The following is a 25,189-nucleotide window of genomic DNA, read 5'->3' on the forward strand; positions in this document are numbered from 1 at the left end:
TTGTGTTACAAGATAATTATGTTACATTTGAAATTGGAAAAGCAAAGCATATTGCACTGGTTGCTCATGACGGAAAGAAGAAAGAGCTGGTAGAGTGGTGTGATCAGAACAAGGAGATTTTAAAAAGTCACTTTTTATGTGGAACAGGAACGACATCCCGACTGATTGCGGAAAAAACAGGGTTACCTGTAAAAGGTTATAACAGCGGACCGCTTGGAGGAGATCAGCAGATCGGAGCAAAGATTGTGGAAGGACAGATTGATTTTATGATCTTTTTATGGGATCCATTAGAAGCACAGCCACATGATCCGGATGTGAAAGCCTTGCTTCGAATTGCAGTCGTGTATGATATTCCGATTGCAAACAATCTGGCAACGGCAGATTTTATGCTGCATTCTAAATATATGAGTGAGCCATACTGCAGAAAAGTAGAAAATTTTAATAAAACAATTCAGGAACGTGTAGAAAAGATGAAAGAATAAACTATTTGTTGACATCCATATTCGCGTGTGCTATTCTTTAATTATTAAGAAACTTTAGCAGTTTAAAGCGTAACACTTTAAACTGCTAATTTAAAAGAAGGGGGAAGAAGATGGGTGTAAAAGTAATTCTGCTGGTGATTTTTTTTGCAGTGATGGCAGTGGTTGGGATTTATTCTCGGAGACATACAAAAAGTGTAGACGCGTTTGTGCTGGGTGGACGTTCCGTTGGACCCTGGCTCACTGCATTTGCGTATGGGACTTCTTATTTTTCGGCGGTTGTATTTGTCGGATATGCGGGTCAGTTTGGATGGAAATACGGAATTGCATCCACATGGATTGGAATTGGGAATGCAGTTCTTGGAAGTCTTTTGGCCTGGGTTGTGCTAGGGAGAAGGACAAGGGTTATGAGTCAACATTTACGGTCAAAGACGATGCCGGATTTTTTTGGTGAGAGATATCAGAGCAAGAGTCTGAAGATTGTGGCATCGGTCATTGTGTTTGTATTTTTGGTTCCATATACCGCATCCATTTACAACGGTCTGTCCCGTTTGTTTGAGATGGCATTTCATGTCCCGTATACATGGTGTGTAGTGACTATGGCAGCATTTACCGCTATATATGTAATTCTTGGAGGGTATATGGCAACTGCGATCAATGACTTTATCCAGGGAATCATTATGTTGATAGGGATTGTAGCAGTTATTGTGGCAGTGTTAAACAATCAGGGAGGATTTGTAGAGGCGATTAGAAAGCTTGCACAGATTGAAAGTGATGTGGCATTGACAGCCGGACAACCTGGTGCATTTACATCCTTCTTCGGACCAGATCCAATGAACCTTTTGGGAGTTGTGGTACTGACCTCTCTTGGAACCTGGGGATTGCCCCAGATGATACATAAATTTTATGCTATTAAAGATGAAAAATCGATTAATACAGGAACGGTAATTTCGACAATCTTCGCCATTGTGGTATCGGGAGGATGCTATTTTCTTGGAGGTTTTGGACGTTTGTTTGATGGAAAAGAATTATACGATGAATCCGGAATGATTGTGTTTGACAGCATTATTCCACATATGTTATCTTCTTTACCTGATATTCTGATAGGAATTGTCGTCGTGCTTGTCCTGTCGGCATCGATGTCTACACTGTCCTCACTCGTACTAACATCCAGTTCAACATTGACTTTGGACTTTCTGAAAGATAATATCATAAAAAATATGAGTGAGAAAAAGCAAGTTATTACCATGCAGATTCTGATTGTGTTTTTTATTGTCGTTTCAGTGCTGCTTGCACTTGATCCACCGACTTTTATTGCGCAGTTGATGGGCATCTCCTGGGGAGCGCTCGCTGGAGCATTTCTAGCTCCGTTTTTATATGGGTTGTATTGGAAAGGAGTCACAAAGGCTGCGGTGTGGACAAGCTTTTTTTCTGGAATTGGAATTACAGTATCTAATATGTTCTTTCAATATATCTCATCACCAATCAATGCGGGAGCAATTGCTATGGCAGCAGGTCTTGTCATCGTCCCGATTGTCAGTGTCCTGACTCCCAAAATGGAGAAAGATACGTTAAAGCAGTTATTTGCATGCTATGATGAAAAAGTAGTTATCAGCAAAAAACATTCGTTAGAAGCCGGAAATAGAGAAAGAAAAGAATCCTGAAAATGGATTCTTTTCTTGTGCAAAGATGAGAATTATGATATTCTAAAAGTGTTCATTCAATAGAGCGTTCGCTCATTATATACATTCATTGGCAGATTCGCTGAAATTACCCACATGGAAATTTGTAAGCAGGAGGTGAGAATAAAAGTATTGACATTTTGAGACAAGTATAATAGTATATTAATTAGAAAAACGAACATAAGTTCGCGGTGTGAAGAAGGAGATACGTAATATGGCAAATGAAGATAAACAAAAAGCGCTGGATGCAGCGATTTTAAAGTTGGAGAAGGATTTTGGAAAAGGTACGGTGATGAAGCTTGGTGATGCAGGGGCGAATGTCTCTGTGGAGACGGTGCCGACAGGTTCTTTAAGTCTTGATATTGCACTTGGTCTTGGGGGTGTACCGAAGGGAAGAGTAATTGAGGTATATGGTCCTGAGTCAAGTGGTAAGACGACGGTTACGTTACATATGATTGCAGAGGTACAAAAAAGAGGCGGAATTGCGGGATTTATTGATGCAGAGCATGCGCTTGATCCTGTCTATGCAAAAAATATTGGTGTAAATATTGATGAATTATACATTTCACAGCCGGATAGTGGAGATCAGGCACTTGAGATTGCCGAGACGATGGTTCGCTCCGGCGCGATGGATATTATTGTAATTGACTCGGTCGCAGCACTTGTTCCGAAACAGGAGATAGAAGGAGACATGGGAGACAGTCATGTCGGTCTGCAAGCGCGTTTGATGTCGCAGGCACTCAGAAAGCTGACTCCTGTTATTAGCAAATCAAACTGTGTTGTGATTTTTATCAACCAGCTTCGAGAGAAAGTTGGTGTGATGTTTGGAAATCCGGAGACGACAACCGGTGGACGAGCTTTAAAATTCTATGCTTCCGTGCGTATGGATGTCAGAAGGATTGAAACTTTAAAACAGAATGGTGAGATGGTGGGAAATCGTACACGTATCAAGATTGTGAAGAATAAGATTGCACCTCCGTTCAAGGAAGCAGAATTTGATATCATGTTTGGAAAGGGAATTTCCAAAGAAGGAGATATTCTGGATCTTGCAACAAAACTTGATCTTGTGAATAAGAGTGGGGCATGGTATGCCTATAATGGAGATAAGATTGGACAGGGAAGAGAGAATGCGAAGATATATCTTGGACAGCATCCGGAAATTATGGAAGAGTTGGAAGAGAAGATCAGAGCGCATTATCATTTGGACGGTTCCGTAGAGAAGGAAGAGGAAGAATAGAATGTATGTCACGAAGATTGAGCCAGTGACAAAGACAAAGTATAAGGTATTCATAGACGGACAGTTTGCCTTTGTATTATACAAAGGAGAGCTGTCCCGATATCATATCGCGCAGGACACAGAGGTGGACGAGAGGCTGGTCAGTCAGATTCTCAGTGAGATTGTGTTAAAACGTGCCAAGCTGCGGGCAATGCATCTGTTGACAGACATGGATCGCACAGAATCGCAACTTCGCACGAAATTAAAGCAGGGATTATATCCGGATGATATTATTGAACAGGCGATGGCTTATGTAAAATCCTTTGGATATGTGGAAGACGAAAATTATGCAAGGCGATTTGTGCTCAGCAGACAGAACAGCAAGAGCAAAAAAGAAATTTATGCATCACTCTGTCAGAAAGGTGTCGCAAAAGAGACGATTGACAAAGTCATGGAAGAGTGTTATGAGATGGAAGAGGAACGGGGAGCAATTCAAAAAATTCTTGAAAAAAAGAGATTTTGTGCAGAGAAGGCGACAGAAGCAGAAAAAGCGAAGATTTGCGGGTATCTGCTAAGAAAAGGTTTCCGTTACGAGGACATCCGTCAAGTAATACAAGTTTCTGAATGGAATACTTGACATAATTGTGAAAAGAGTATAAAATTTAAGTGTTGTATTTGTACAATGAAAATTAAATAAGGAGGTGCTCCTGTGCCAACAATAATTACTATAATTATTGCTGTAGTTGCATTCATTGTTGCAGCGGTCATCACTCGTTTCCTGACGATTTCAAGCCTGACAAAAGACGCAGATTCGAAGATCGGAAGTGCGGAGACTCGGGCGAGAGAAATTATTGATGATGCATTGAAAACTGCTGAGACAACGAAAAAAGAAGCGCTCTTGGAAGTAAAAGAAGAGTCTATCAAGACAAAGAATGAACTCGAAAAAGAGACAAAGGAAAGACGATCTGAATTACAACGCTATGAGAAAAGAGTGTTATCCAAGGAAGAAGCTTTAGACAAAAGATCAGAAGCAATTGAGCAGCGTGAAGCAAACTTTACGGCGAGAGAAGAGCAAATTAAGCAGCGTGAAGCGAAAGTAGAAGAGCTTAATCAGCAAAGAGTACAGGAACTAGAAAGAATCTCAGGATTAACCTCCGAACAAGCAAAGGATTATTTGTTAAAAACTGTTGAAGATGATGTCAAACATGACACTGCGAGGATGATCAAAGAATTGGAAACGCAGGCAAAAGAGGAAGCTGCCAAAAAGGCAAGAGAGTATGTCGTAACAGCGATTCAGAAGTGTGCGGCAGATCATGTTGCGGAGACTACAATTTCGGTTGTACAACTTCCAAGTGATGAGATGAAGGGAAGAATTATTGGTAGAGAGGGACGAAACATTCGTACACTCGAGACAATGACAGGAGTAGAATTGATTATAGATGATACTCCGGAAGCTGTCGTTTTATCAGGATTTGATCCGATCAGAAGAGAAGTTGCGAGAATTGCTCTCGAGAGATTGATTGTAGATGGAAGAATTCATCCCGCAAGAATTGAAGAAATGGTAGAGAAAGCACAAAAAGATGTGGAATTGATGATTCGTGAAGAGGGAGAGGCAGCAGCTTTAGAAGTTGGAGTACATGGTATTCATCCAGAACTGATTCGTCTGTTAGGAAGAATGAAATTTAGAACCAGCTATGGGCAGAATGCATTGAAGCATTCCATGGAAGTAGCGCAGTTATCCGGACTTCTCGCAAGTGAGATTGGTTTGGATGTCAGGGTTGCGAAGAGAGCTGGTCTTTTACATGATATCGGAAAATCAATCGATCACGATGTGGAAGGCTCCCATATTCAGATTGGTGTGGATCTTTGTAGAAAATACAAAGAGTCGCCGGTTGTGATTAACGCGGTAGAAGCGCATCATGGTGATGTAGAGCCGGAATCGTTAATTGCATGTATCGTTCAGGCGGCAGATACAATTTCTGCAGCAAGACCTGGCGCAAGAAGAGAGACATTGGAAACATATACAAACAGATTAAAACAATTAGAAGATATCGCCAACCAATTTAAAGGTGTCGATAAATCTTTTGCTATTCAGGCAGGTAGAGAGATTCGTGTCATGGTAGTTCCAGAACAAGTGTCTGATGCAGACATGGTACTGATGGCTAGAAATATTTCAAAACAAATTGAGTTTGAATTGGAATATCCTGGACAGGTTAAAGTGAATGTGATTCGTGAATCACGTGTTACAGACTATGCAAAATAGTCACAATAAATGAAAACGATTCCCATATATCAAGTTGATATATGGGAATTTCTATATATTGGAGGGATATGAGATGGGTGAAAAAGTAAAAAGGATTAAACGAGAACTGAAATACAGAGGAACGATATTGGATATGTATTGTGATCATGTTGAGGTGAACGGACATATTGCAAAATGGGACTATCTGCAGCATAAAGGTGCAGCTGCGGTGATTCCTGTTACAAAAGAAGGAAAGATTTTGATGGTAAGACAGTATCGAAATGCGTTGGACAGGTATACATTGGAGATTCCGGCCGGAGCTTTGGATACACAGGGGGAACCCGGCAAAGAGTGTGCGGCAAGGGAATTGGAGGAGGAGACGGGATTTCGCTCAGAAGATTTGGAATGGCTGATTACATTGAGAACAGCGGTGGCGTTTTGTAATGAGAGAGTGGAAGTATACGTCGCAAAAAATTTGATACCATCCAAGCAGAATTTAGATGAAGATGAGTCGATTGACGTAGAGGCTTACACAATGGAGGAGTTAAAAGAGAAAATTTTTTCCGGAGAGATTGAAGATTCTAAGACGATTGCTTCGCTGATGTCATATGCAGTAAAAATAAAAGCATAAACGGATGGACCTTGCATATAATGAAATATCCTAAGTTGAAGTGTGAAAGACGGGAGGTAGATATGTGAGGTCATACAGAAGTAAAAATCAATTTTTTGCAATGTTTCTGCTGGGTGGTTTTTTAATTGGTATTTTGTATGCGAATTTGATTTCTGACAGGTATATTATGTCGGGCGGAATTTTCGATGACGGTTTCTTGAAGCAATATGCTAAAACCGATATTGTGGCAGAAGAATATTTGTGGTATATCCTGCGAGCAAGACTTGTCCCTTTTTGTGTGATATGTATTTTAGGATGTATGAAATGGAAGAAAACAGTTGTTGGACTGTGCATTGGCTGGACAGGCTTTTCAGGTGGCGTTGTAGCAGTTTCTTCTGTAATTTCTCTTGGAATGAAAGGAATTCTATTGTGTATTGTGGGAATGTTGCCGCAGATTCTTTTTTATGGGTTCGCATACGTGATTCTGCTATGGTATCTGTACACATATCCGAACGGGAGATGGAATATAAAAAAGACGGCAGCAGCAGGAATTTCTATGGCTGTTGGGATGATTTTAGAAGTGTATACGAATCCCATATTAATGAAATTAGTTATTGGATTATTGTGAAACGAGAGTTTGCCTTAGGTTGCAAACTCTCGTTTTTTTAAATGACAGCTTAAATACAGGATGCTTAGAATACTGACAGAAAGTTGACTTGCAAGGAGTCCCCAAAGATAACCATTCAATCCAATCTGTGGGATAAAAACAATCACTCCGATAATGCGTATGAAGAGTCCAAAAGTATTTATCAGAAAAGAGATTGTTGTATTTCCAAGTCCGTTTATGATACTGATGAGCGTAGAATTTGCATATAGAAATGGACAAATCCAGGAAAGGGTCAGTAAAAAATTTCCGGCAAGCTGACTGTGGAATAAGATGGTTCCAATCCAGTTCCCGAATAGGAGAAAGAGTATACAGCAAAAAAAACCAAGAGAAAAACAATAAAGTATAACCTTTTGGATGAGTTTCTTTAGCTGTTTCCAGTTGTTTGAAGTTTGAATCTCTGTAACTGTAGGAAGAAGCATCGTAGAGACAGCGTTTGTAATTGCGGATGGAAACAGAATACACGGCAAAGCCATTCCAGTGAGAACTCCATAGGCACTGAGTGCATCAGAGGAAGTGTACCCATACTGTTGTAAACGTATGGGAATGGAAATTGCCTCGATGCTCTGTAAAATATTCAGAAGAATACGGTTGGCAGTGAGAGGCACGGAAAGTTTTAGAAGTTCTTTTAAGTGAGAAAAATTGTTTTTTAAGATAAAGTGAATACGGGCAAAGACTTTTCCGTATGTAAAACATTGTATACAAAAGAGTGAAGAAACGATTTCTCCAATGACAAGACCGATTACCGCAAACAGTATTGTGACTGGTTGCTCTTTTTTTAGTGCAATCATATATATGACATATACACTGAAGACTCGTGCAATTTGTTCGATAAGTTGTGCGAGTGCCGGAATTTTTGTCTGCTTTCGCCCGAGATAGTATCCGCAGATACAACTGTGGACAGATGCGAAAGGAAGCGAATAAGAGATCGCAATGAGTAATGGTTCACAGCGTATATCGCCAAGGATATAGATGGAAAAAGCAGAGGCATTTGTCTGTAATATAGCTGCGGTGACCGTAGAGAGCGCAATGGAAAGGAAAAGCCCGACATACAAAAGTTGTCTTGCTTCTTTGTGTCTGGAAAGAGCTACTTTTCTTGCGACGCACCGGGAAAGAGCAACTTCGATTCCGGCTGTGGTGAGCGAAAAGCAAAGTGCGTAGATGGGGAAAATCAGTTGGTAGAGTCCCACGCTTTCCTCCCCGAAAGTATGGCTTAAGAACATACGGTAAAAAAAGCCAATGAAACGGCTTAGAAAGCCAGTGGCAGTGAGAATGAATGTACCTTTCAAAATAGTGTGTTTTTCAGACATGTCTTCTCCTGAATTTTTTGTCTTTATAACATATTCCCAGAATGCCCTTGACAGAACTTGAAGAGAGTGATATTCTACAAAAGAAATAAACCCTAGTAATTCACTAGGAATTAAATAGACCAAAGAAGGTGAAGTTTTGAAAATATCAACAAAAGGGCGCTACGGTCTTCGTGCTTTGATTGATATTGCTCAATATAGTGAGATAGAGCCCGTTCCAATCAGCAGTATTTCGGCGAGACAGGACATATCCGAGCGATATTTGGAGCAGCTGATGGCTTTGCTGAAGAGAGCCGGATTGATTAAAAGCATACGGGGAGCCGGCGGAGGCTATGTGCTTGCGAAAGATGTCAGTGAGATTTCAGTCGGAGATGTATTAAGAGCGTTGGAAGGAAATTTGGAGCCGGTAGAGTGTGCGGCTTTTCACGAAGAAGAATCATGCGAGGCAGCAGGAGGCTGTGTCACAAAGTATGTTTGGAAGAAGATCAATGAAAGCATTAATCGAACAGTCGATGAGATTGATTTAAAGCAGCTCGTAGAAGAAAGTAAGCAGATTCAACAGAATTTGACCATACAGAAAAATTGCAATAATTAGGAGGAAAGAACATGGACAGACTTATTTATTTAGATAATGCGGCGACAACAAAAACAGCACCGGAAGTAGTAGAGGCGATGCTTCCGTATTTTACAGAAAATTATGGGAATCCATCCAGCGTTTACAGTTTTGCAGCAAAGAATAAGGATGCGATTACAAAACAACGCGAGATTATTGCAGACGCACTGGGTGCAAACGCAAATGAAATTTATTTTACTGCAGGCGGTTCCGAATCAGATAACTGGGCGCTGAAAGCAACAGCAGAGGCTTACAAAAATAAAGGAAATCATATTATCACAACAAAGATTGAACATCATGCAATTCTTCACACAGGCGATTACCTGGAGAAAAACGGATATGAAGTGACATATTTGGATGTGGATGAGAATGGCGTGGTAAAACTGGAAGAACTGAAAGCTGCAATCAGACCTACGACTATTTTGATTTCTGTGATGTATGCTAATAATGAGATTGGAACGATTCAGCCAATCAAAGAGATCGGTGAGATTGCACATGAACACGGAATTTTATTCCACACAGATGCGGTGCAGGCATTCGGGCAAGTACCGATTAATGTAGACGAATGTCACGTTGATATGCTGAGCGCAAGTGGACATAAGTTAAACGGTCCAAAAGGGATTGGATTTTTGTATATCCGAAAAGGAGTAAAGATCCGTTCTTTTGTGCACGGAGGAGCACAGGAAAGAAAACGTCGTGCAGGAACAGAGAACGTACCTGGAATTATCGGACTTGGAACAGCGGTTGAAAGAGCGGTGCGCACAATGAAAGAGCGTACATCGAAAGAGATTGAATTGAGAGATCATTTGATTGAACGTGTGCTTGCAGAGATTCCGTACTGCAGGCTGAATGGACATAGAACAGATCGCCTTCCGAACAATGTAAATTTCAGTTTTCAGTTTATTGAAGGGGAATCGCTTTTGATTATGCTCGATATGAAAGGAATTTGCGGTTCCAGTGGATCAGCCTGTACATCAGGGTCTTTGGATCCTTCGCATGTTCTTTTGGCAATCGGTTTGCCACACGAAATCGCACATGGATCGTTAAGACTGACGTTGAGCGAAGAGACAACAAAAGAAGAGATTGACTATGTGGTAGATTGTCTGAAAGAAATTGTGGCGCAACTTCGCAGCATGTCGCCACTGTATGAAGATTTTGTGAAAAAACAGAAATAAATAATAGAAATGAATAAAAGGAGAATCAGATATGTATACAGAAAAAGTAATGGATCATTTCCAAAACCCAAGAAACGTAGGAGAAATTGAAAACGCCAGTGGCGTTGGTACAGTAGGGAATGCAAAATGTGGAGATATTATGAGAATCTATCTTGACATTGATGATAACCAGATCATTCAAGATGTGAAATTCAAAACATTTGGCTGTGGAGCAGCTGTTGCTACAAGCAGTATGGCGACAGAACTTGTAAAAGGAAAAAGCATCTACGACGCACTTCAAGTCACAAACAAGGCGGTTATGGAAGCGCTGGACGGACTTCCGCCTGTAAAAGTACATTGTTCACTGCTTGCAGAGGAAGCAATCCATGCTGCGCTTTGGGATTATGCCGAAAAACACGGAATTAAGATTGAAGGTTTGGAAAAACCAAAATCAGATATTCATGAAGATGAAGAAGAGGAAGAAGAATACTAAGAGGTAGAACAGAGGGAGCCAAATGGAAAAGAAGAAAGTAGTTGTCGGGATGTCGGGCGGTGTAGACTCATCGGTTGCGGCGTATCTTTTAAAAGAAGAAGGATATGATGTGATTGGTGTGACGATGCAGATTTGGCAGGATGAAGACAGAGCCATACAGGAAGAAAATGGAGGATGCTGTGGCTTGACAGCGGTAGATGATGCCAGAAGAGTTGCGAGTGATCTGGGGATTCCTTATTATGTTATGAATTTTAAGAAGGAGTTCAAAGAAAATGTAATTGACTATTTTGTTGATGAATATTTAAATGGAAGGACACCAAATCCATGTATTGCATGTAACCGCTATGTGAAGTGGGAGTCGCTCCTGAAAAGAAGTATGGATATCGGAGCAGATTATATTGCAACAGGTCATTACGCCAGAATTGAAAAACTTCCCAATGGAAGATATAGCCTGAGACGTTCAGCCACACTTGCAAAGGATCAGACATATGCGCTTTACAATCTGACACAGGAGCAGTTGAAGAGAACACTGATGCCGGTCGGCGCTTATGCGAAAGAGGAAGTACGGGAAATTGCAGAAAAAATTGGGCTTCGAGTGGCGAACAAACCAGACAGTCAGGATATTTGTTTTGTGCCCGACGGAAATTATGCGGAATTTATCGAGGAGACAATTGAGAAAAAGATTCCGGAAGGAAATTTTGTGTTGTCGGATGGAACTGTTGTCGGAAGACATAAAGGAATTACCCATTACACAGTTGGACAGAGGAAGGGACTTGGTCTGTCGCTTGGACATCCTGTTTTTGTCTTGGAGATCCGCCCGGAGACGAATGAAGTTGTGATTGGCAGCAATGAGGAATCACTTACGTATACATTGCGGGCAAATCAATTGAATTTTATGTCCATTGAAGATCTGAAAGAGGGAGAGAAAATCCGTGTATTTGCCAAAATACGCTATAATCACAAAGGTGCTTGGTGCGAAGTGGAACGTATTGGAGAGGATGAGGTACGTTGTACATTTGAAGAACAGCAAAGGGCTGTGACACCGGGGCAGGCTGTTGTTTTTTACGATGGAGATTATGTTCTTGGCGGGGGTACGATTATAGGAGAATAGAATATGATAAAAGCAGATTTTCATATGCACACATCGTTTTCGTCTGATTCGGAGACGATGCCGGAAAAAATGGTTGAAGAGGCAATAAGAATGGGACTTAAGACAATCTGTTTTACGGATCATCAGGATTTTGACTTTCCGGGAGAAGAAACTCTCTTCTTATTTGATACTGATACCTATTTTCGGAAAATGAAAAAACTACGGGAAATGTATCAGGACAAGATTGATATTCGAATTGGTGTGGAGATTGGACTTCAACCGCATTTGGGGAATGCATATAAAGAGTATGTTTCGTCGTATCCGTTTGACTTTGTGATTGGATCTGTACACGTTGTGAATCGGATGGATCCGTATTACGGAGAGTTTTTTGAAGATAAGACAGATGCAGAAGCTTACCGTCAGGCATTTTTGGAGACACTGACGGACATTCGGGCAATTAAAGATTTTGATGTACTGGGACACATTGACTATATTGTCCGATGCGGAAAAGAAAAATATTATTCTTATACAAAATTTTCGGATGAAATTGACGAAATTTTAAAATATTTGATCGCACATGGAAAAGGGATTGAACTCAATACAGCAGGGTTTAAATATGGATTGGGCTTTTGTCATCCGCATCCTGACATTTTAAAAAGATACTGTGAGCTTGGAGGAGAGATCATCACAATCGGGGCAGATGGACATAAGCCTGAACATATTGCATATGATTTTGAAAAGGTGGCTCCGATCCTGAGAGAATGTGGATTCAAATATTATACAGAATTTAAAGAAAGAAAGCCAGTTTTTAAGCAACTTCCATAAAATTCAAAAATAGACTTGAATTTTTGTACTATCTTTAGTACAATCTTAAATAGGTTGATGATTCTTTAACATAGTAAAGAATATCACTATAGACGCTGTGAAACAGTAATTAATAATTAATTAAACTTTAGGAGGAATTAATCATGGCAGTAAAAGTAGCGATTAATGGATTTGGACGTATTGGACGTCTTGCATTCAGACAAATGTTCGGAGCAGAAGGATATGAAGTAGTTGCAATCAACGACTTAACATCTCCAAAAATGTTAGCTCACTTATTAAAATACGATTCATCTCAGGGAAAATACGCTTTAGCTGATAAAGTAACAGCAGGTGAAGATTCTATCACAGTAGATGGAAAAGAAATCAAAATTTATGCAAAAGCAAACGCTGAAGAACTTCCATGGGGAGAAATCGGTGTTGACGTTGTATTAGAATGTACAGGATTCTATACATCAAAAGCAAAAGCAGAAGCTCATATCAAAGCAGGTGCAAGAAAAGTTGTTATCTCAGCTCCAGCAGGAAATGACCTTCCAACAATCGTTTACAATGTAAACCATGACACATTAAAACCAGAAGATACAGTAATTTCAGCAGCTTCTTGTACAACAAACTGCTTAGCACCAATGGCTGATGCATTGAACAAATTAGCTACAATCAAATCTGGTATCATGTGCACAATTCATGCTTACACAGGTGATCAGATGACACTTGATGGACCACAGAGAAAAGGTGATTTAAGAAGATCTCGTGCAGCAGCTGTTAATATCGTACCTAACAGCACAGGTGCAGCAAAAGCAATCGGTTTAGTTATTCCAGAATTAAACGGAAAATTAATCGGATCTGCTCAGCGTGTTCCAACACCAACAGGATCTACAACAATCTTAACAGCAGTTGTTGAAGGAAACGTAACAGTTGATGAAATCAATGCAGCTATGAAAGCAGCAGCTAACGAATCTTACGGATACAACGAAGATGAAATCGTTTCAAGCGATATCGTTGGTATGAGATATGGTTCTTTATTCGATGCTACACAGACAATGGCTCTTCCATTAGACAATGGTACAACAGAAGTACAGGTTGTTTCTTGGTATGACAATGAAAATTCTTACACAAGCCAGATGGTAAGAACAATCAAATACTTCTCTGAATTAGCATAATCTTATTCTATTCAGAATTATTTAAGATCCAAAAAAGGGGTCCGGTCTTATTGGGGACCGGGCTCTTTTTTTAGAAATAATGGTACATATATGTATAGTTATTTCAATGATAAAATCATATTTTTAAGGAGGCAATACTATGCTTAACAAAAAATCAGTAGATGATATCAATGTAAAAGGGAAAAGAGTTCTTGTAAGATGTGACTTTAATGTGCCATTGATTGATGGAAAAATCACAGATGAGAACCGTCTTGTAGCTGCTCTTCCTACAATTAAAAAATTAATTGCAGACGGTGGAAAGGTTATTCTTTGTTCACATCTTGGAAAACCAAAGGGAGAGCCAAAACCAGAATTATCATTGGCGCCAGTTGCAGTGAGATTATCTGAGTTATTGGGACAAGAAGTAAAATTTGCAGCAGATGCAACTGTTGTTGGTGAGAATGCGAAAGCCGCAGTTGCAGCAATGAATGATGGAGATGTTATCCTTCTTGAAAATACTCGTTACAGAGCAGAAGAAACAAAAAATGGAGAAGAATTCAGCAAAGAGTTAGCTTCTTTATGTGATGTATTTGTAAATGATGCATTTGGTACAGCTCACAGAGCACACTGCTCAAATGTAGGTGTTACAAAATATGTAGATACAGCAGTTGTTGGTTACCTGATGCAAAAAGAAATTGATTTCTTAGGAAATGCAGTAAATAATCCGGAAAGACCATTCGTTGCAATCTTAGGTGGAGCGAAAGTATCAAGCAAGATTTCTGTAATCGAAAACTTACTTGACAAAGTAGACACATTGATCATCGGCGGTGGAATGTCTTATACATTCAGCAAAGCTATGGGAGGAAAAGTAGGTATCTCTTTGTTAGAAGAAGATTACTGCGATTTTGCTTTAAACATGTTGAAAAAAGCAGAAGAAAAAGGCGTAAAATTATTACTTCCAGTAGACCATGTTGTTGCGGATGATTTCTCTAACGATGCAAATATTCAGGTTGTGAGCAGAGGAGAAATCCCGGATGGATGGGAAGGTCTTGATATCGGGCCAGAGACAGCAAAATTGTATGCTGAAGCTGTAAAGACAGCAAAAACAGTTGTATGGAATGGACCAATGGGATGCTTCGAGATGCCAAACTTTGCAAAAGGTACAGAAGCAGTAGCAAAAGCATTGGCTGAGACAGATGCAGTGACAATCATCGGTGGTGGAGATTCAGCGGCAGCAGTTAACCAATTAGGATACGGTGATAAGATGACACACATCTCTACTGGTGGTGGAGCCTCTCTTGAATTCTTAGAAGGTAAGGAGTTACCTGGGGTAGCAGCTGCTAACGATAAGTAATAGCATGCATATATGACAAAATGACTGCGTTAGATGCGGCTTGACGTACTTTTTGTACGACGGCGCCGCATTGAACAGTTACAAATAATAAATGAAATAGTAATTGGGAGACGATAAAAATGGCAAGAAGAAAAATTATTGCAGGAAACTGGAAAATGAACAAAACTCCAAGTGAAGCAGTTGCATTGATCAACGAATTAAAACCTTTAGTAGCTACAGAAGATGCTGACGTAGTATTTTGTGTACCTGCAATCAGCATTATTCCAGCAATCGAAGCGGCAAAAGGAAGCAATATCGAAATCGGTGCTGAAAATATGTACTTCGAAGAAAGTGGAGCATATACAGGAGAAATCGCGCCAAATATGCTTACAGATGCTGGGGTGAAATATGTTATCATCGGACATTCTGAGAGACGTGAATACTTTGCAGAGACAGATGAAACTGTAAATAAAAAAGTAAAAAAAGCTTTCGAACATGGCATTACACCAATCGTTTGCTGTGGAGAGACATTAACACAGAGAGAACAGGGTGTTACAATTGATTTCATTCGTCAGCAGATTAAAATTGCTTTCTTGGATGTGACAGCAGATCAGGCTAAGACAGCGGTAATCGCTTACGAACCAATTTGGGCTATTGGAACAGGAAAAGTAGCTACAACAGAGCAGGCACAGGAAGTTTGTGCAGCAATCCGTAAATGCATCGGAGAAATCTATGATGAAGCTACAGCAGAAGCTATCCGCATTCAGTACGGTGGTTCTGTTTCAGCTGCAAGCGCTCCAGAGTTATTTGCTCAGGCAGATATTGACGGTGGACTTGTTGGTGGAGCATCGTTAAAACCAGATTTTGGAAAAATCGTAAATTACAAATAGTATTTGAAATTTAGTAACTAACAGGGAGTCATTGGCTGGAATGGTCGGTGACTCTTTGTTGTTTCCTGAAACAGAGTGGTACAAATTTTTAGAGGAGAGTGTGTTTAGCATGCGAAGAGTAGAAAGTATTAAGCAGACAACACAAAACAAGTTTTTGAACATGTACGAGCTGGATATGAAAAGTGATACAGGGAAGCACAGTACCTATTTTGTGGCATCAAGAGCAAAGACAACAGAAGAGTTGAAGATTAAGACAAGAGAAAACAAGGCAGATGGAGTGATTATATATAGTGTCTATCGAGATGAAAAAGAGAAAAAAGAAAAACTGGTCTTAATTCGTCAGTATAGATGTCCTTTGGATGATTATATCTATGAGTTCCCGGCGGGACTTGTGGATGAAGGGGAAGACTTTAAGATGGCTGGCATGCGGGAGCTAAAAGAGGAGACCGGACTTGATTTCCAACCGATTGATGCGGCGGATATGTATACAAAGCCGTATTTTACGACGATCGGCATGACAGATGAATCTTGTGGGACTGTGTATGGATATGCGAGCGGAGTTCCTTCCAAAGAAGGACAGGAGGAGAATGAGGAGATTGAGATCGTGCTTGCAGATAAAGCGGAGGTGCGAAGAATCTTAAAGGAAGAGAATGTGGCAATTATGTGTGCATATATGCTGATGCATTTTTTAAATACACCAGAAGGACATGTATTTGATTTTTTACAGGAACGCATCTGAGCTGAGAAATTCATCGGTAAAAACTTGCAACGACAAGGAAAATCATGTAAAATAATTCAGGTAGGATAAAAGATAAAAGTTTAACATAAAGGAGAATGAAAAGATGAGTAAGAAACCAACAGTTTTAATGATTCTTGACGGATATGGTCTGAATGATAAGCATGAGGCAAATGCGGTATTTGAAGGTAAGACCCCTGTAATGGACAAATTGATGGCAGAGTATCCGTTTGTAAAAGGAAATGCCAGCGGTATGGCAGTCGGACTTCCGGAAGGTCAGATGGGAAACTCAGAAGTTGGTCATTTGAATATGGGAGCAGGTCGCATCGTATATCAGGATCTGACAAAAATTACAAAGGCAATTCAGGATGGCGATTTCTTTGAGAATGAAGCATTATTAGCGGCATGTAAAAATGCAAAAGAACATGATTCAGCGCTTCATATGTTCGGACTGGTTTCAGACGGTGGAGTACACAGCCACAACTCTCACATCTATGGATTGTTAGAACTTGCAAAAAAACAAGGGCTTTCAAAAGTTTATGTACACTGTTTCCTGGATGGACGTGATACACCGCCGGCATCTGGAAAAGACTATGTACAGGAATTAGCGGATAAGATGAAAGAAATCGGAGTAGGTGAGATTGCATCTGTAATGGGGCGTTACTATGCGATGGACAGAGATAACAGATGGGACCGTGTAGAATTGGCATACAATGCAATGGTAAAAGGTGAAGGTGAGACTGCAGAGTGTGGACCATGCGCAGTCCAGGCGTCTTATGATGCAGAAAAAACAGATGAATTTGTGTTACCGACAGTGATTGTAAAAGATGGAGCGCCTGTTGCGACAATTAAAGATAACGATTCTATCATCTTCTTCAACTTCAGACCGGACAGAGCAAGAGAAATCACAAGAACATTCTGTGATGACAACTTTGAAGGATTTGACAGAGGAGAAAGAGTTAAGACAACATTTATATGCTTTACAGAGTACGATGTGACAATTGAAAATAAATTAGTTGCTTTCCATAAGACAGAGATTACAAATACATTTGGTGAGTTCCTTGCAGCAAACAATATGACACAGGCAAGAATCGCTGAGACAGAAAAATATGCGCATGTTACATTCTTCTTCAACGGCGGTGTCGAGGAGCCAAATAAGGGAGAAGACCGTATTTTGGTGAAATCTCCAAAGGTTGCTACATATGACTTACAGCCTGAGATGAGCGCATTTGAAGTGTGCGACAAGTTAGTAGATGCAATCAAATCTGAGAAGTATGATGTGATCATTATCAACTTTGCAAATCCGGATATGGTAGGACACACTGGTGTAGAAAATGCAGCAATTAAGGCAATTGAAGCAGTGGACTCATGTGTGGGAAGAGCTGTTGAAGCAATCAAAGAAGTAGACGGACAGATGTTTATTTGTGCAGACCACGGAAATGCAGAGCAATTGGTGGACTATGAGACAGGAGAGCCATTTACAGCTCATACAACAAATCCGGTTCCGTTTATCTTAGTAAATGCAGATCCTGCATACAAATTAAGAGAAGGCGGATGTCTGGCAGATATTGCTCCGACATTGATTGAATTAATGGGAATGGAACAACCAAAAGAAATGACAGGAACATCACTTCTTGTGAAATAATTATAGAGAACATAAAAGACCTTGCATGGAGCGTGAAGCTTTGGCAAGGTCTTTTTTGAATTAGAGGAAATTCCTTTGGAATCCTATTAGTTGTTTTTGCTTAAGTTTTTATTTGCAGTTGACAGCATCAATTTGATACGATTCAACTGGTTTACTTCGCTTGCGCCAGGATCGTAGTCGATGGCAACGACGTTTGCGAGCGGATAACGCCGTCTCAGTTCTTTAATCACGCCTTTTCCGACAACATGGTTTGGAAGGCAGGCAAATGGCTGGGTGCAGACAATGTTTGTCGTGCCGTTATGAATGAGTTCCAACATCTCTCCGGTTAAGAACCAGCCTTCTCCGGTCTGATTTCCGAGAGAAACAATATCTTTTGCCATATCTGCAAGGTCTGTAATCTTCGCCGGCGGATCAAAGTGCTTACTTTGCGCAAATGCTTTTGCGGCAGGGGCGCGGAACCATTCCAGTGCTTTGATTCCCAAGTTTGCCTTGTAGGCAGTTGCTTTTTTCATGCCCAGTTTTTCTGCTTTGAAGTTACTATTGTAGAAACAGTATAAGAAGAAATCCAGCAGATCAGGAACGACTGCTTCGGCACCTTCTTGTTCCAACAGCTCTACAAGATAGTTGTTTGCTGCAGGAAGGAATTTTACAAGAATCTCACCAACGATTCCAACACGCGGCTTTTGGATATCTAACATCGGAAGATTGTCAAAGCCCTCAATGATCTCCTTGCACATTTTGTTGAATTCACGTCTGCCAGGATGCTTTTTCTGTACGAATGCAATACATTTTTTCTTCCATTTTTCATGGAGAGCATTTGCAGAGCCAGGAACCGCCTCGTATGGGCGGACACGATAGAGCGCTCTCATGAAAATATCTCCAAATACAACCGCATACATCCCTTTTAAAACGAGTGGAAGCGTAATCTTAAAGCCGGGGTTTTCTTCCAGTCCGCTTAAATTGATGGAGATAACCGGAATATGTGCATAACCAGCCTTTTCCAATGCACGTCGTATAAATCCGATGTAGTTGGAAGCACGACATCCTCCGCCTGTCTGGGAAATGATCACGGCAATCTTATCTGTGTCATATTTTCCGGAAAGAATGGCCTCCATAATCTGACCGACTACCATCAAGGAAGGGTAGCAGGCATCGTTGTTTACATATTTTAATCCCACATTTACCGCGGATTTATTATCATTTGCAAGCACTTCAATATTGTAGCCGCAAGAGCGGAATGCGGGTTCTACAAGCTCGAAGTGAATCGGAGACATCTGCGGGCAAAGTATTGTGTAGTTTTTTCGCATCTCTTTCGTAAATGGAACCTTCACAATAGAGGATGGCTTAACCTCGCGTGAAGTATGTTTTTCTTCTCTGACACGGATGGCAGAAAGAAGAGAACGGATACGGATTCTGGCAGCACCTAAGTTATTCACCTCGTCGATTTTCAGTGAAGTGTAGATTTTGCCGGATTTTGTCAAAATATCTGCTACTGCGTCGGTTGTTACTGCATCCAAACCACAACCAAAAGAATTTAATTGAATCAGATCTAAATTATCTTTTGTCTTTACATAGTTAGCGGCTGCGTACAATCGTGAGTGGTACATCCATTGATCCATTACGATAAGCGGACGTTCTACTTTATGTAAGTGAGAGACAGAGTCTTCTGTCAGTACAGCGATTCCATAAGAATTGATCAGTTCCGGAATTCCATGGTGTACTTCCGGATCGATGTGGTATGGGCGCCCTGCCAGGACGATACCACGTTGACCGGTCTTATCCAAATATGCAATGGTTTCTTCTCCTTTTTTGCGAATGTCTTCGCGGCATTTGGCGAGCTCTGTCCAAGCGAGGTGAACTGCCTGTCGGATCTCATCAGCCGGAATTGAAAATTCTCCAGAAAGCTCTTCAATCAGGCGGGTTGATAAGGTGTCTTCGCTTTTAAACGACATAAATGGATTCTTGAAATTAACCTTTCCGTTTGTGATCTCATCCATGTTGTTTTTTATGTTTTCGGCATAAGAAGTAACAATCGGACAGTTATAATGGTTGTTGGCATCTTCAAATTCCTGTCGTTCATAAGGAATACAAGGATAGAAGATAAAAGGAATCCCCTGCTGAATGAGCCATTCTACATGTCCGTGAGCAAGTTTTGCCGGATAACATTCGGATTCACTTGGGATTGATTCAATGCCAAGTTCGTAAATTTTTCGATTGGAAGCCGGAGAAAGTACTACGCGGAATTTCAAAGTGTTGAAAAATGTAAACCAGAACGGATAGTTCTCATACATATTCAGCACACGTGGAATGCCAACAGTTCCCCGGACTGCCTCGGATTCCTCAAGCGGCTGATAATTGAAATAACGTTGCATTTTATATGCAAACAAGTTCGGCATACCGTTGTCAGATTTTTCTTTTCCGAGACCGCGTTCACAGCGGTTACCGGTAATGAATTTGCGTCCGCCGCTGAATTTATTGATCGTCAGACGACAGTTATTCGTACAGCCTTTACATTTTGCCATGCTGGTACTGTACTCTAGATGCTCAATCTCTTCAATGGAAAGCATCGTAGTTCCTTTGCATTCGCTGAAACGTTCGCGCGCAATGAGAGCTGCGCCAAATGCCCCCATGATTCCGGCAATATCCGGTCGCACCGCCTGGCAGTCGGCGATTGTCTCGAAACTTCGAAGAACAGCATCATTATAGAATGTACCACCCTGCACGACGATCCGCTTCCCAAGTTCAGAAGCATCGGATACTTTGATAACTTTAAACAGTGCGTTTTTGATAACAGAGTAGGCAAGTCCGGCAGAAATATCAGCGACGGAAGCCCCTTCTTTTTGCGCCTGTTTTACTTTTGAGTTCATAAATACGGTACAGCGTGTGCCAAGGTCGATTGGATGGTTGGCGAACAATGCTTCATGAGCGAAGTCTTCCACGCTGTAATTCAATGATTTTGCAAATGTCTCAATGAAAGAACCGCAGCCGGAAGAGCAGGCTTCGTTTAGTTGAACGCTGTCGACGGTCTGATTCTTAATTTTGATGCATTTCATATCCTGACCGCCAATGTCGAGGATACAGTCTACATCCGGCTCAAAGAAAGAGGCGGCATAATAATGAGATACCGTTTCCACTTCGCCTTCATCAAGAAGCAAAGCGGACTTGATCAGTGCTTCGCCATATCCGGTAGAGCAGGAGTGCGCAATCGTGACTCCTTTTGGAAGCTGACGGTAAATATCTTTGATTGCTGTGATTGTCGTACCAAGAGGATCTCCATCATTGCTGTGATAGAAGGAGTAGAGTAAAGTTCCGTCTTCTCCGACTAAAGCAGCCTTGGTAGTAGTGGAACCGGCATCAATTCCAAGGAATGCTTTTCCTTTATAAGAGGAGAGATCAGCAACAGGTACTTGATGTTTTGCGTGTCTGCTTTGAAACTCATCATAGTCTGCTCTGCTCGAAAATAGTGGGGTGAGTCGTTCAACCTCAAAGTCCATGTGGATATGTCCGGCAAGGCGCTCCTGCAACTCCTGAAGAGAAACACTCAGATCTCGCTTGGAGTTCAGTGCAGAACCAATTGCAGCAAACAGATGAGAATGTGTCGGAGCAATAATATGCTCATCATCTAATTTCAATGTTCGGATAAACGCCTCCCGCAATTCAGAAAGGAAGTGAAGAGGTCCCCCTAAAAAAGCGACATGCCCGCGGATTGGCTTCCCGCAGGCGAGTCCACTGATCGTCTGATTCACAACAGCCTGAAAAATAGAGGCGGACAAATCTTCTTTGGTAGCCCCTTCGTTGATCAATGGCTGAATATCAGATTTGGCAAATACACCACAACGTGCAGCAATAGAGTAGAGAGCTTTGTAGTTCTTTGCATATTCATTCAGACCGGTTGCGTCTGTCTGTAACAGAGAAGCCATCTGGTCAATGAAAGAACCGGTACCTCCGGCACAAATCCCGTTCATGCGCTGCTCTACATTACCGCCTTCGAAATAGATGATTTTTGCATCTTCTCCACCAAGTTCGATTGCGACGTCTGTCTGTGGAGCATAGTCTTGAAGTGCAGTAGATACTGCAATGACTTCCTGAACAAATGGTGTCTCTAAGTGTTTTGCAAGTGTCAGTCCGCCGGAACCGGTAATGACCGGCGATACGTGGATGGCTCCCAGTTTGTAAATTGCACGTCCGAGCAAATCGGAAAGAGTCTCTTGAATATTTGCAAAATGACGCTCATAGTCAGAGAAGAGCACCTCGTTTTGCTCGTTCAAAATCGCAATTTTTACAGTAGTGGAACCGATATCAATTCCTAAAGTATATAAATTATTGTTACTCATATCTATCTCCTTTTTATGGATAAGAAACAGATAGTTTCTTATTAAAATGGATTTCGTTTTTTTGACAACCTACATTATACGATAAGATGTCGAAAAACACAATTTGAAAATATGTGGAATATTTTAAGCTTTTAGGGTTGAGAAATTGTTAAAATTATGTAAATATAAATAGCCCGATTGACAAACCGAATTAGTGAGGATACAATTACTACTAGTTGTTGAGAAAGTAAAAAAAATAATAAAGGAGCTATATTTTTATGAATTGGATTAGCAAGTTAGAACGGAAGTTTGGACGATATGCAATTCAGAATCTGATGTTTTATGTGATTGCGTTGTATACCGTTGGCTTTGCACTGAGTTTGGTTGCTCCGGAATTCTATTATCAGTATTTGTCACTGAACATAGAAGCGGTGTTTCACGGGCAGATCTGGAGGTTAGTTACATTTTTGATGCAGCCGCCAAATTCGAGTGCGTTGTTTATGGTGTTTGCATTGTATTTATATTATATGATCGGACGTCAGCTTGAATACGCATGGGGAGCTTTTCGATTTAATCTGTATTTCTTTACGGGAGCACTGTTCCACATATTGGCAGCGATTCTCGTGTATGTGATAGCGGGAGTATCCTTCCCACTTGGGACGTTTTACTTGAATTTGTCACTGTTTTTTGCGTTTGCTGCGCTGTATCCGAACGAACAGTTCCTGTTGTTTATGGTGATTCCGATTAAGGTGAAATATCTGGCGTGGCTGGATGCGGCTTATTTTGGATATGCGATTCTGCAGGCATTTTTGCCGGCATATGGAGGAAGCGTATTTGGAATTGTCTATAAGGCAAATGCATTGGCTGCAGTGGTATCCATTTTGAATTTCCTGATTTTCTATGTTTCGACAAGAAATATGAAACGGTATTCGCCGAAGGAAGTTCGTAGGAAAAAGGCTTATAAAAAAGCAGTATATGAGGCAAAAAGAGAGCAGCACTATGAAGGTGGTGCAAAACATAAATGTGCAGTCTGCGGACGCACGGAACTTGATGATGAAAATTTGGAATTTCGTTATTGTTCAAAATGCAATGGGAACTACGAATATTGTCAGGACCATTTGTTTACGCATGAACATGTGAAATAGAAATAAAAAGGCAGGAGAGAACGAGATGAAGAAGACAAAAATTATTTGTACCATGGGACCAAACACAAACGACAGAGAGTTAATGAAAAAATTAGTCGAAAATGGAATGGACATTGCCCGTTTCAATTTCTCACATGGAGATCATGAAGAACAGAAAAGCAGAATGGATATGCTCAAAGCAATTCGTGAAGAAGCTGGAAAACCAATTGCGATTCTTTTGGATACAAAAGGACCGGAGATTCGTACAGGTGTGATAAAAGATGATAAAAAAGTGACACTTGTAGAGGGACAAAAATTCACATTAACTACAAAAGACGTGGAAGGCGATGCAAATCGAGTTTCCATCACATATGAAGGTCTTGTAGAAGATGTTGAAATCGGAAAGAAAATTTTGATTGATGACGGCTTGATTGAGCTGGAAGTAAAGAATATTACGGATACGGATATTATTTGCCGTGTAATTAACGGTGGTGAACTGGGACAGAAAAAAGGTGTGAATGTGCCGAATGTACCGGTGAGACTTCCTGCACTGACAGAAAAAGACCGTCAGGATATTATTTTTGGTGTGGAACAAGGGGTTGACTTTATTGCGGCGTCGTTTGTGCGTTCGGCAGAAGGCGTTCTTGAGATCAAAGCATTGTTAAAAGAGTGTGGAGCACCACATCTTCCGGTTATTGCCAAGATTGAGAATGCAGAAGGAATTAAAAATATTGATGAGATTATCCGCTGTGCAGACGGAATCATGGTTGCACGTGGAGACCTGGGAGTGGAGATTCCGGCGGAAGAAGTTCCATATCTTCAGAAGATGCTGATCCAAAAATGTAACAGTAACTATAAACCGGTTATTACAGCGACACAGATGTTGGATTCTATGATGAGAAATCCAAGACCGACAAGAGCTGAGGTGACAGATGTTGCCAATGCGGTATATGATGGAACAGATGCGGTGATGCTCTCAGGTGAAACTGCACAGGGAAAATATCCTTTAGAAGCACTTCAGATGATGGTTCACATTATCGAGAATACAGAAGAGCATTTGGATTATGAGACACTTCTTGGAAAAGCACAGGCACATCGCAAAAAAGGAATTTCCAGTGCGATCGGCTACTCATCTGTTGCAACAGCAGCAAACCTGAATGCAAAATGTATCGTCACACCGACGGTATCCGGTGCAACAGCCAGAGTGGTATCAAAATTCAGACCGAAAGCACCTATTATCGGAGTGAGCCCAAGTGCGCTGACGCTTCGCAAAATGCAGCTTTACAGAGGCGTATATCCAATCAAATCAATTCAGTTGGAGACGACAGAAGATATTTGTGAAGAGGCTATTAATCTTGTAAGTGCAAAACAAATTGTGGAACCGGGAGACATCGTTGTATTGACAGCAGGAATTCCGGCAAGAAGCGAAGGAATGGCAAAAGAGGGAATAAGCAATATGATGCGTATTGCCGTTGTAGAGTAGAATAAGTGATCGTATTACAGGGACAGGAGTTTTTTAGAACACCTGTCCCTGATTGACATTTGCCCTGTCTATATGATACAATATTACAGATTACGGACAGGGTAGATTAGCCGAGACCACTGAAAAGGATATTTATCAAAACAAAAAAGTATAT

At 40.9% G+C, this 25,189-nt stretch carries 21 protein-coding genes; 19 read left to right on the forward strand and 2 right to left on the reverse strand.

The window, feature by feature from the left end; all coding sequences use genetic code 11:
* Nucleotides 1-2 precede the first annotated feature (2 nt).
* From AC6I5B_RS07840 to AC6I5B_RS07870, 7 genes are all read left to right on the forward strand, one after another.
* Nucleotides 3-482, forward strand: coding sequence for a methylglyoxal synthase (locus AC6I5B_RS07840; RefSeq protein ID WP_004613886.1), 480 nt, complete (start codon nt 3-5; stop codon nt 480-482).
* Nucleotides 483-592: 110 nt separating this feature from the next.
* Nucleotides 593-2,143, forward strand: coding sequence for a sodium:solute symporter family protein (locus AC6I5B_RS07845; protein WP_004613885.1), 1,551 nt, complete (start codon nt 593-595; stop codon nt 2,141-2,143).
* 232 nt (nt 2,144-2,375) lie between these two features.
* The gene (gene recA, locus AC6I5B_RS07850; protein ID WP_022250921.1) at nt 2,376-3,398 is read left to right on the forward strand and encodes a recombinase RecA; all 1,023 of its coding nucleotides are present in this window, start codon (nt 2,376-2,378) and stop codon (nt 3,396-3,398) included.
* Nucleotide 3,399: 1 nt separating this feature from the next.
* A complete protein-coding gene (locus tag AC6I5B_RS07855) occupies nt 3,400-4,014 on the forward strand; it encodes a regulatory protein RecX (RefSeq protein WP_004613883.1) in 615 nt (204 codons plus the stop codon).
* 72 nt (nt 4,015-4,086) lie between these two features.
* Entirely contained in the window at nt 4,087-5,640 is a 1,554-nt protein-coding gene (gene rny / locus AC6I5B_RS07860; RefSeq protein WP_004613882.1) for a ribonuclease Y, read from the forward strand.
* A gap of 73 nt (nt 5,641-5,713) precedes the next feature.
* Entirely contained in the window at nt 5,714-6,250 is a 537-nt protein-coding gene (locus AC6I5B_RS07865; protein WP_004613881.1) for an NUDIX hydrolase, read from the forward strand.
* A gap of 64 nt (nt 6,251-6,314) precedes the next feature.
* On the forward strand, nt 6,315-6,857 hold the full coding sequence (locus AC6I5B_RS07870) for a hypothetical protein (RefSeq protein WP_022250922.1): 543 nt from the start codon (nt 6,315-6,317) through the stop codon (nt 6,855-6,857).
* A 14-nt stretch (nt 6,858-6,871) separates the two neighbouring features.
* Here AC6I5B_RS07870 and AC6I5B_RS07875 read toward each other — a convergent pair whose 3' ends face one another.
* Entirely contained in the window at nt 6,872-8,203 is a 1,332-nt protein-coding gene (locus AC6I5B_RS07875) for a putative polysaccharide biosynthesis protein (RefSeq protein ID WP_044987736.1), read from the reverse strand.
* Nucleotides 8,204-8,339: 136 nt separating this feature from the next.
* On the opposite strand from AC6I5B_RS07875, the gene AC6I5B_RS07880 reads away from it, so the two are divergent.
* From AC6I5B_RS07880 to gpmI, 10 genes are all read left to right on the forward strand, one after another.
* Nucleotides 8,340-8,795 carry an RrF2 family transcriptional regulator gene (locus AC6I5B_RS07880; protein WP_004613878.1) on the forward strand — a complete coding sequence of 152 codons (456 nt, stop codon included), beginning with the start codon at nt 8,340-8,342 and terminating at the stop codon, nt 8,793-8,795.
* An 11-nt stretch (nt 8,796-8,806) separates the two neighbouring features.
* Complete coding sequence (gene nifS, locus AC6I5B_RS07885; RefSeq protein ID WP_004613877.1) at nt 8,807-9,988, forward strand: cysteine desulfurase NifS; 1,182 nt, start codon at nt 8,807-8,809, stop codon at nt 9,986-9,988.
* A gap of 31 nt (nt 9,989-10,019) precedes the next feature.
* Complete coding sequence (nifU, locus tag AC6I5B_RS07890; RefSeq protein WP_004613876.1) at nt 10,020-10,460, forward strand: Fe-S cluster assembly scaffold protein NifU; 441 nt, start codon at nt 10,020-10,022, stop codon at nt 10,458-10,460.
* Between the two features lie 22 nt (nt 10,461-10,482).
* Nucleotides 10,483-11,571, forward strand: a complete 1,089-nt coding sequence (gene mnmA, locus AC6I5B_RS07895; RefSeq protein ID WP_004613875.1) for a tRNA 2-thiouridine(34) synthase MnmA — start codon at nt 10,483-10,485, stop codon at nt 11,569-11,571.
* 3 nt (nt 11,572-11,574) lie between these two features.
* Nucleotides 11,575-12,375 (forward strand): histidinol-phosphatase HisJ family protein, encoded by an 801-nt coding sequence (locus AC6I5B_RS07900; RefSeq protein ID WP_497773726.1) that lies wholly within the window; start codon nt 11,575-11,577, stop codon nt 12,373-12,375.
* A gap of 143 nt (nt 12,376-12,518) precedes the next feature.
* Nucleotides 12,519-13,532 (forward strand): type I glyceraldehyde-3-phosphate dehydrogenase, encoded by a 1,014-nt coding sequence (gap, locus tag AC6I5B_RS07905; protein ID WP_004613873.1) that lies wholly within the window; start codon nt 12,519-12,521, stop codon nt 13,530-13,532.
* Nucleotides 13,533-13,671: 139 nt separating this feature from the next.
* A complete protein-coding gene (locus tag AC6I5B_RS07910; RefSeq protein WP_004613872.1) occupies nt 13,672-14,865 on the forward strand; it encodes a phosphoglycerate kinase in 1,194 nt (397 codons plus the stop codon).
* A gap of 119 nt (nt 14,866-14,984) precedes the next feature.
* On the forward strand, nt 14,985-15,734 hold the full coding sequence (gene tpiA / locus AC6I5B_RS07915) for a triose-phosphate isomerase (protein ID WP_004613871.1): 750 nt from the start codon (nt 14,985-14,987) through the stop codon (nt 15,732-15,734).
* A 109-nt stretch (nt 15,735-15,843) separates the two neighbouring features.
* On the forward strand, nt 15,844-16,473 hold the full coding sequence (locus AC6I5B_RS07920) for an NUDIX hydrolase (protein WP_044987823.1): 630 nt from the start codon (nt 15,844-15,846) through the stop codon (nt 16,471-16,473).
* A 103-nt stretch (nt 16,474-16,576) separates the two neighbouring features.
* On the forward strand, nt 16,577-18,115 hold the full coding sequence (gene gpmI, locus AC6I5B_RS07925; protein ID WP_004613869.1) for a 2,3-bisphosphoglycerate-independent phosphoglycerate mutase: 1,539 nt from the start codon (nt 16,577-16,579) through the stop codon (nt 18,113-18,115).
* A gap of 86 nt (nt 18,116-18,201) precedes the next feature.
* Here the strand turns inward: gpmI and AC6I5B_RS07930 are convergent, their stop codons facing one another.
* Nucleotides 18,202-22,449, reverse strand: a complete 4,248-nt coding sequence (locus AC6I5B_RS07930) for a 2-hydroxyacyl-CoA dehydratase (protein WP_117787206.1) — start codon at nt 22,447-22,449, stop codon at nt 18,202-18,204.
* Nucleotides 22,450-22,706: 257 nt separating this feature from the next.
* Here AC6I5B_RS07930 and AC6I5B_RS07935 point away from each other — a divergent pair, with 257 nt between their 5' ends.
* Both AC6I5B_RS07935 and pyk read left to right on the forward strand, forming a co-directional pair.
* The gene (locus tag AC6I5B_RS07935; RefSeq protein WP_004613867.1) at nt 22,707-23,573 is read left to right on the forward strand and encodes a rhomboid family intramembrane serine protease; all 867 of its coding nucleotides are present in this window, start codon (nt 22,707-22,709) and stop codon (nt 23,571-23,573) included.
* Nucleotides 23,574-23,598: 25 nt separating this feature from the next.
* Nucleotides 23,599-25,035 (forward strand): pyruvate kinase, encoded by a 1,437-nt coding sequence (gene pyk, locus AC6I5B_RS07940; protein ID WP_118208356.1) that lies wholly within the window; start codon nt 23,599-23,601, stop codon nt 25,033-25,035.
* The last annotated feature ends 154 nt before the right edge of the window (nt 25,036-25,189 follow it).

Source organism: Faecalimonas nexilis, assembly GCF_059731825.1.

What these genes read in the sequence shown, in the direction of transcription:
- pyk (WP_118208356.1), top strand. Translation starts at nt 23,599, where the DNA reads ATGAAGAAGACAAAAATTATTTGTACCATGGGACCAAACACAAACGAC.
- recA (WP_022250921.1), top strand. Translation starts at nt 2,376, where the DNA reads ATGGCAAATGAAGATAAACAAAAAGCGCTGGATGCAGCGATTTTAAAG.
- mnmA (WP_004613875.1), top strand. Translation starts at nt 10,483, where the DNA reads ATGGAAAAGAAGAAAGTAGTTGTCGGGATGTCGGGCGGTGTAGACTCA.
- AC6I5B_RS07855 (WP_004613883.1), top strand. Translation starts at nt 3,400, where the DNA reads ATGTATGTCACGAAGATTGAGCCAGTGACAAAGACAAAGTATAAGGTA.
- nifS (WP_004613877.1), top strand. Translation starts at nt 8,807, where the DNA reads ATGGACAGACTTATTTATTTAGATAATGCGGCGACAACAAAAACAGCA.
- AC6I5B_RS07875 (WP_044987736.1), bottom strand. Translation starts at nt 8,203, where the DNA reads ATGTCTGAAAAACACACTATTTTGAAAGGTACATTCATTCTCACTGCC.
- AC6I5B_RS07845 (WP_004613885.1), top strand. Translation starts at nt 593, where the DNA reads ATGGGTGTAAAAGTAATTCTGCTGGTGATTTTTTTTGCAGTGATGGCA.
- AC6I5B_RS07935 (WP_004613867.1), top strand. Translation starts at nt 22,707, where the DNA reads ATGAATTGGATTAGCAAGTTAGAACGGAAGTTTGGACGATATGCAATT.
- gpmI (WP_004613869.1), top strand. Translation starts at nt 16,577, where the DNA reads ATGAGTAAGAAACCAACAGTTTTAATGATTCTTGACGGATATGGTCTG.
- AC6I5B_RS07900 (WP_497773726.1), top strand. Translation starts at nt 11,575, where the DNA reads ATGATAAAAGCAGATTTTCATATGCACACATCGTTTTCGTCTGATTCG.
- AC6I5B_RS07930 (WP_117787206.1), bottom strand. Translation starts at nt 22,449, where the DNA reads ATGAGTAACAATAATTTATATACTTTAGGAATTGATATCGGTTCCACT.
- gap (WP_004613873.1), top strand. Translation starts at nt 12,519, where the DNA reads ATGGCAGTAAAAGTAGCGATTAATGGATTTGGACGTATTGGACGTCTT.
- AC6I5B_RS07865 (WP_004613881.1), top strand. Translation starts at nt 5,714, where the DNA reads ATGGGTGAAAAAGTAAAAAGGATTAAACGAGAACTGAAATACAGAGGA.
- nifU (WP_004613876.1), top strand. Translation starts at nt 10,020, where the DNA reads ATGTATACAGAAAAAGTAATGGATCATTTCCAAAACCCAAGAAACGTA.
- tpiA (WP_004613871.1), top strand. Translation starts at nt 14,985, where the DNA reads ATGGCAAGAAGAAAAATTATTGCAGGAAACTGGAAAATGAACAAAACT.
- AC6I5B_RS07920 (WP_044987823.1), top strand. Translation starts at nt 15,844, where the DNA reads ATGCGAAGAGTAGAAAGTATTAAGCAGACAACACAAAACAAGTTTTTG.
- AC6I5B_RS07910 (WP_004613872.1), top strand. Translation starts at nt 13,672, where the DNA reads ATGCTTAACAAAAAATCAGTAGATGATATCAATGTAAAAGGGAAAAGA.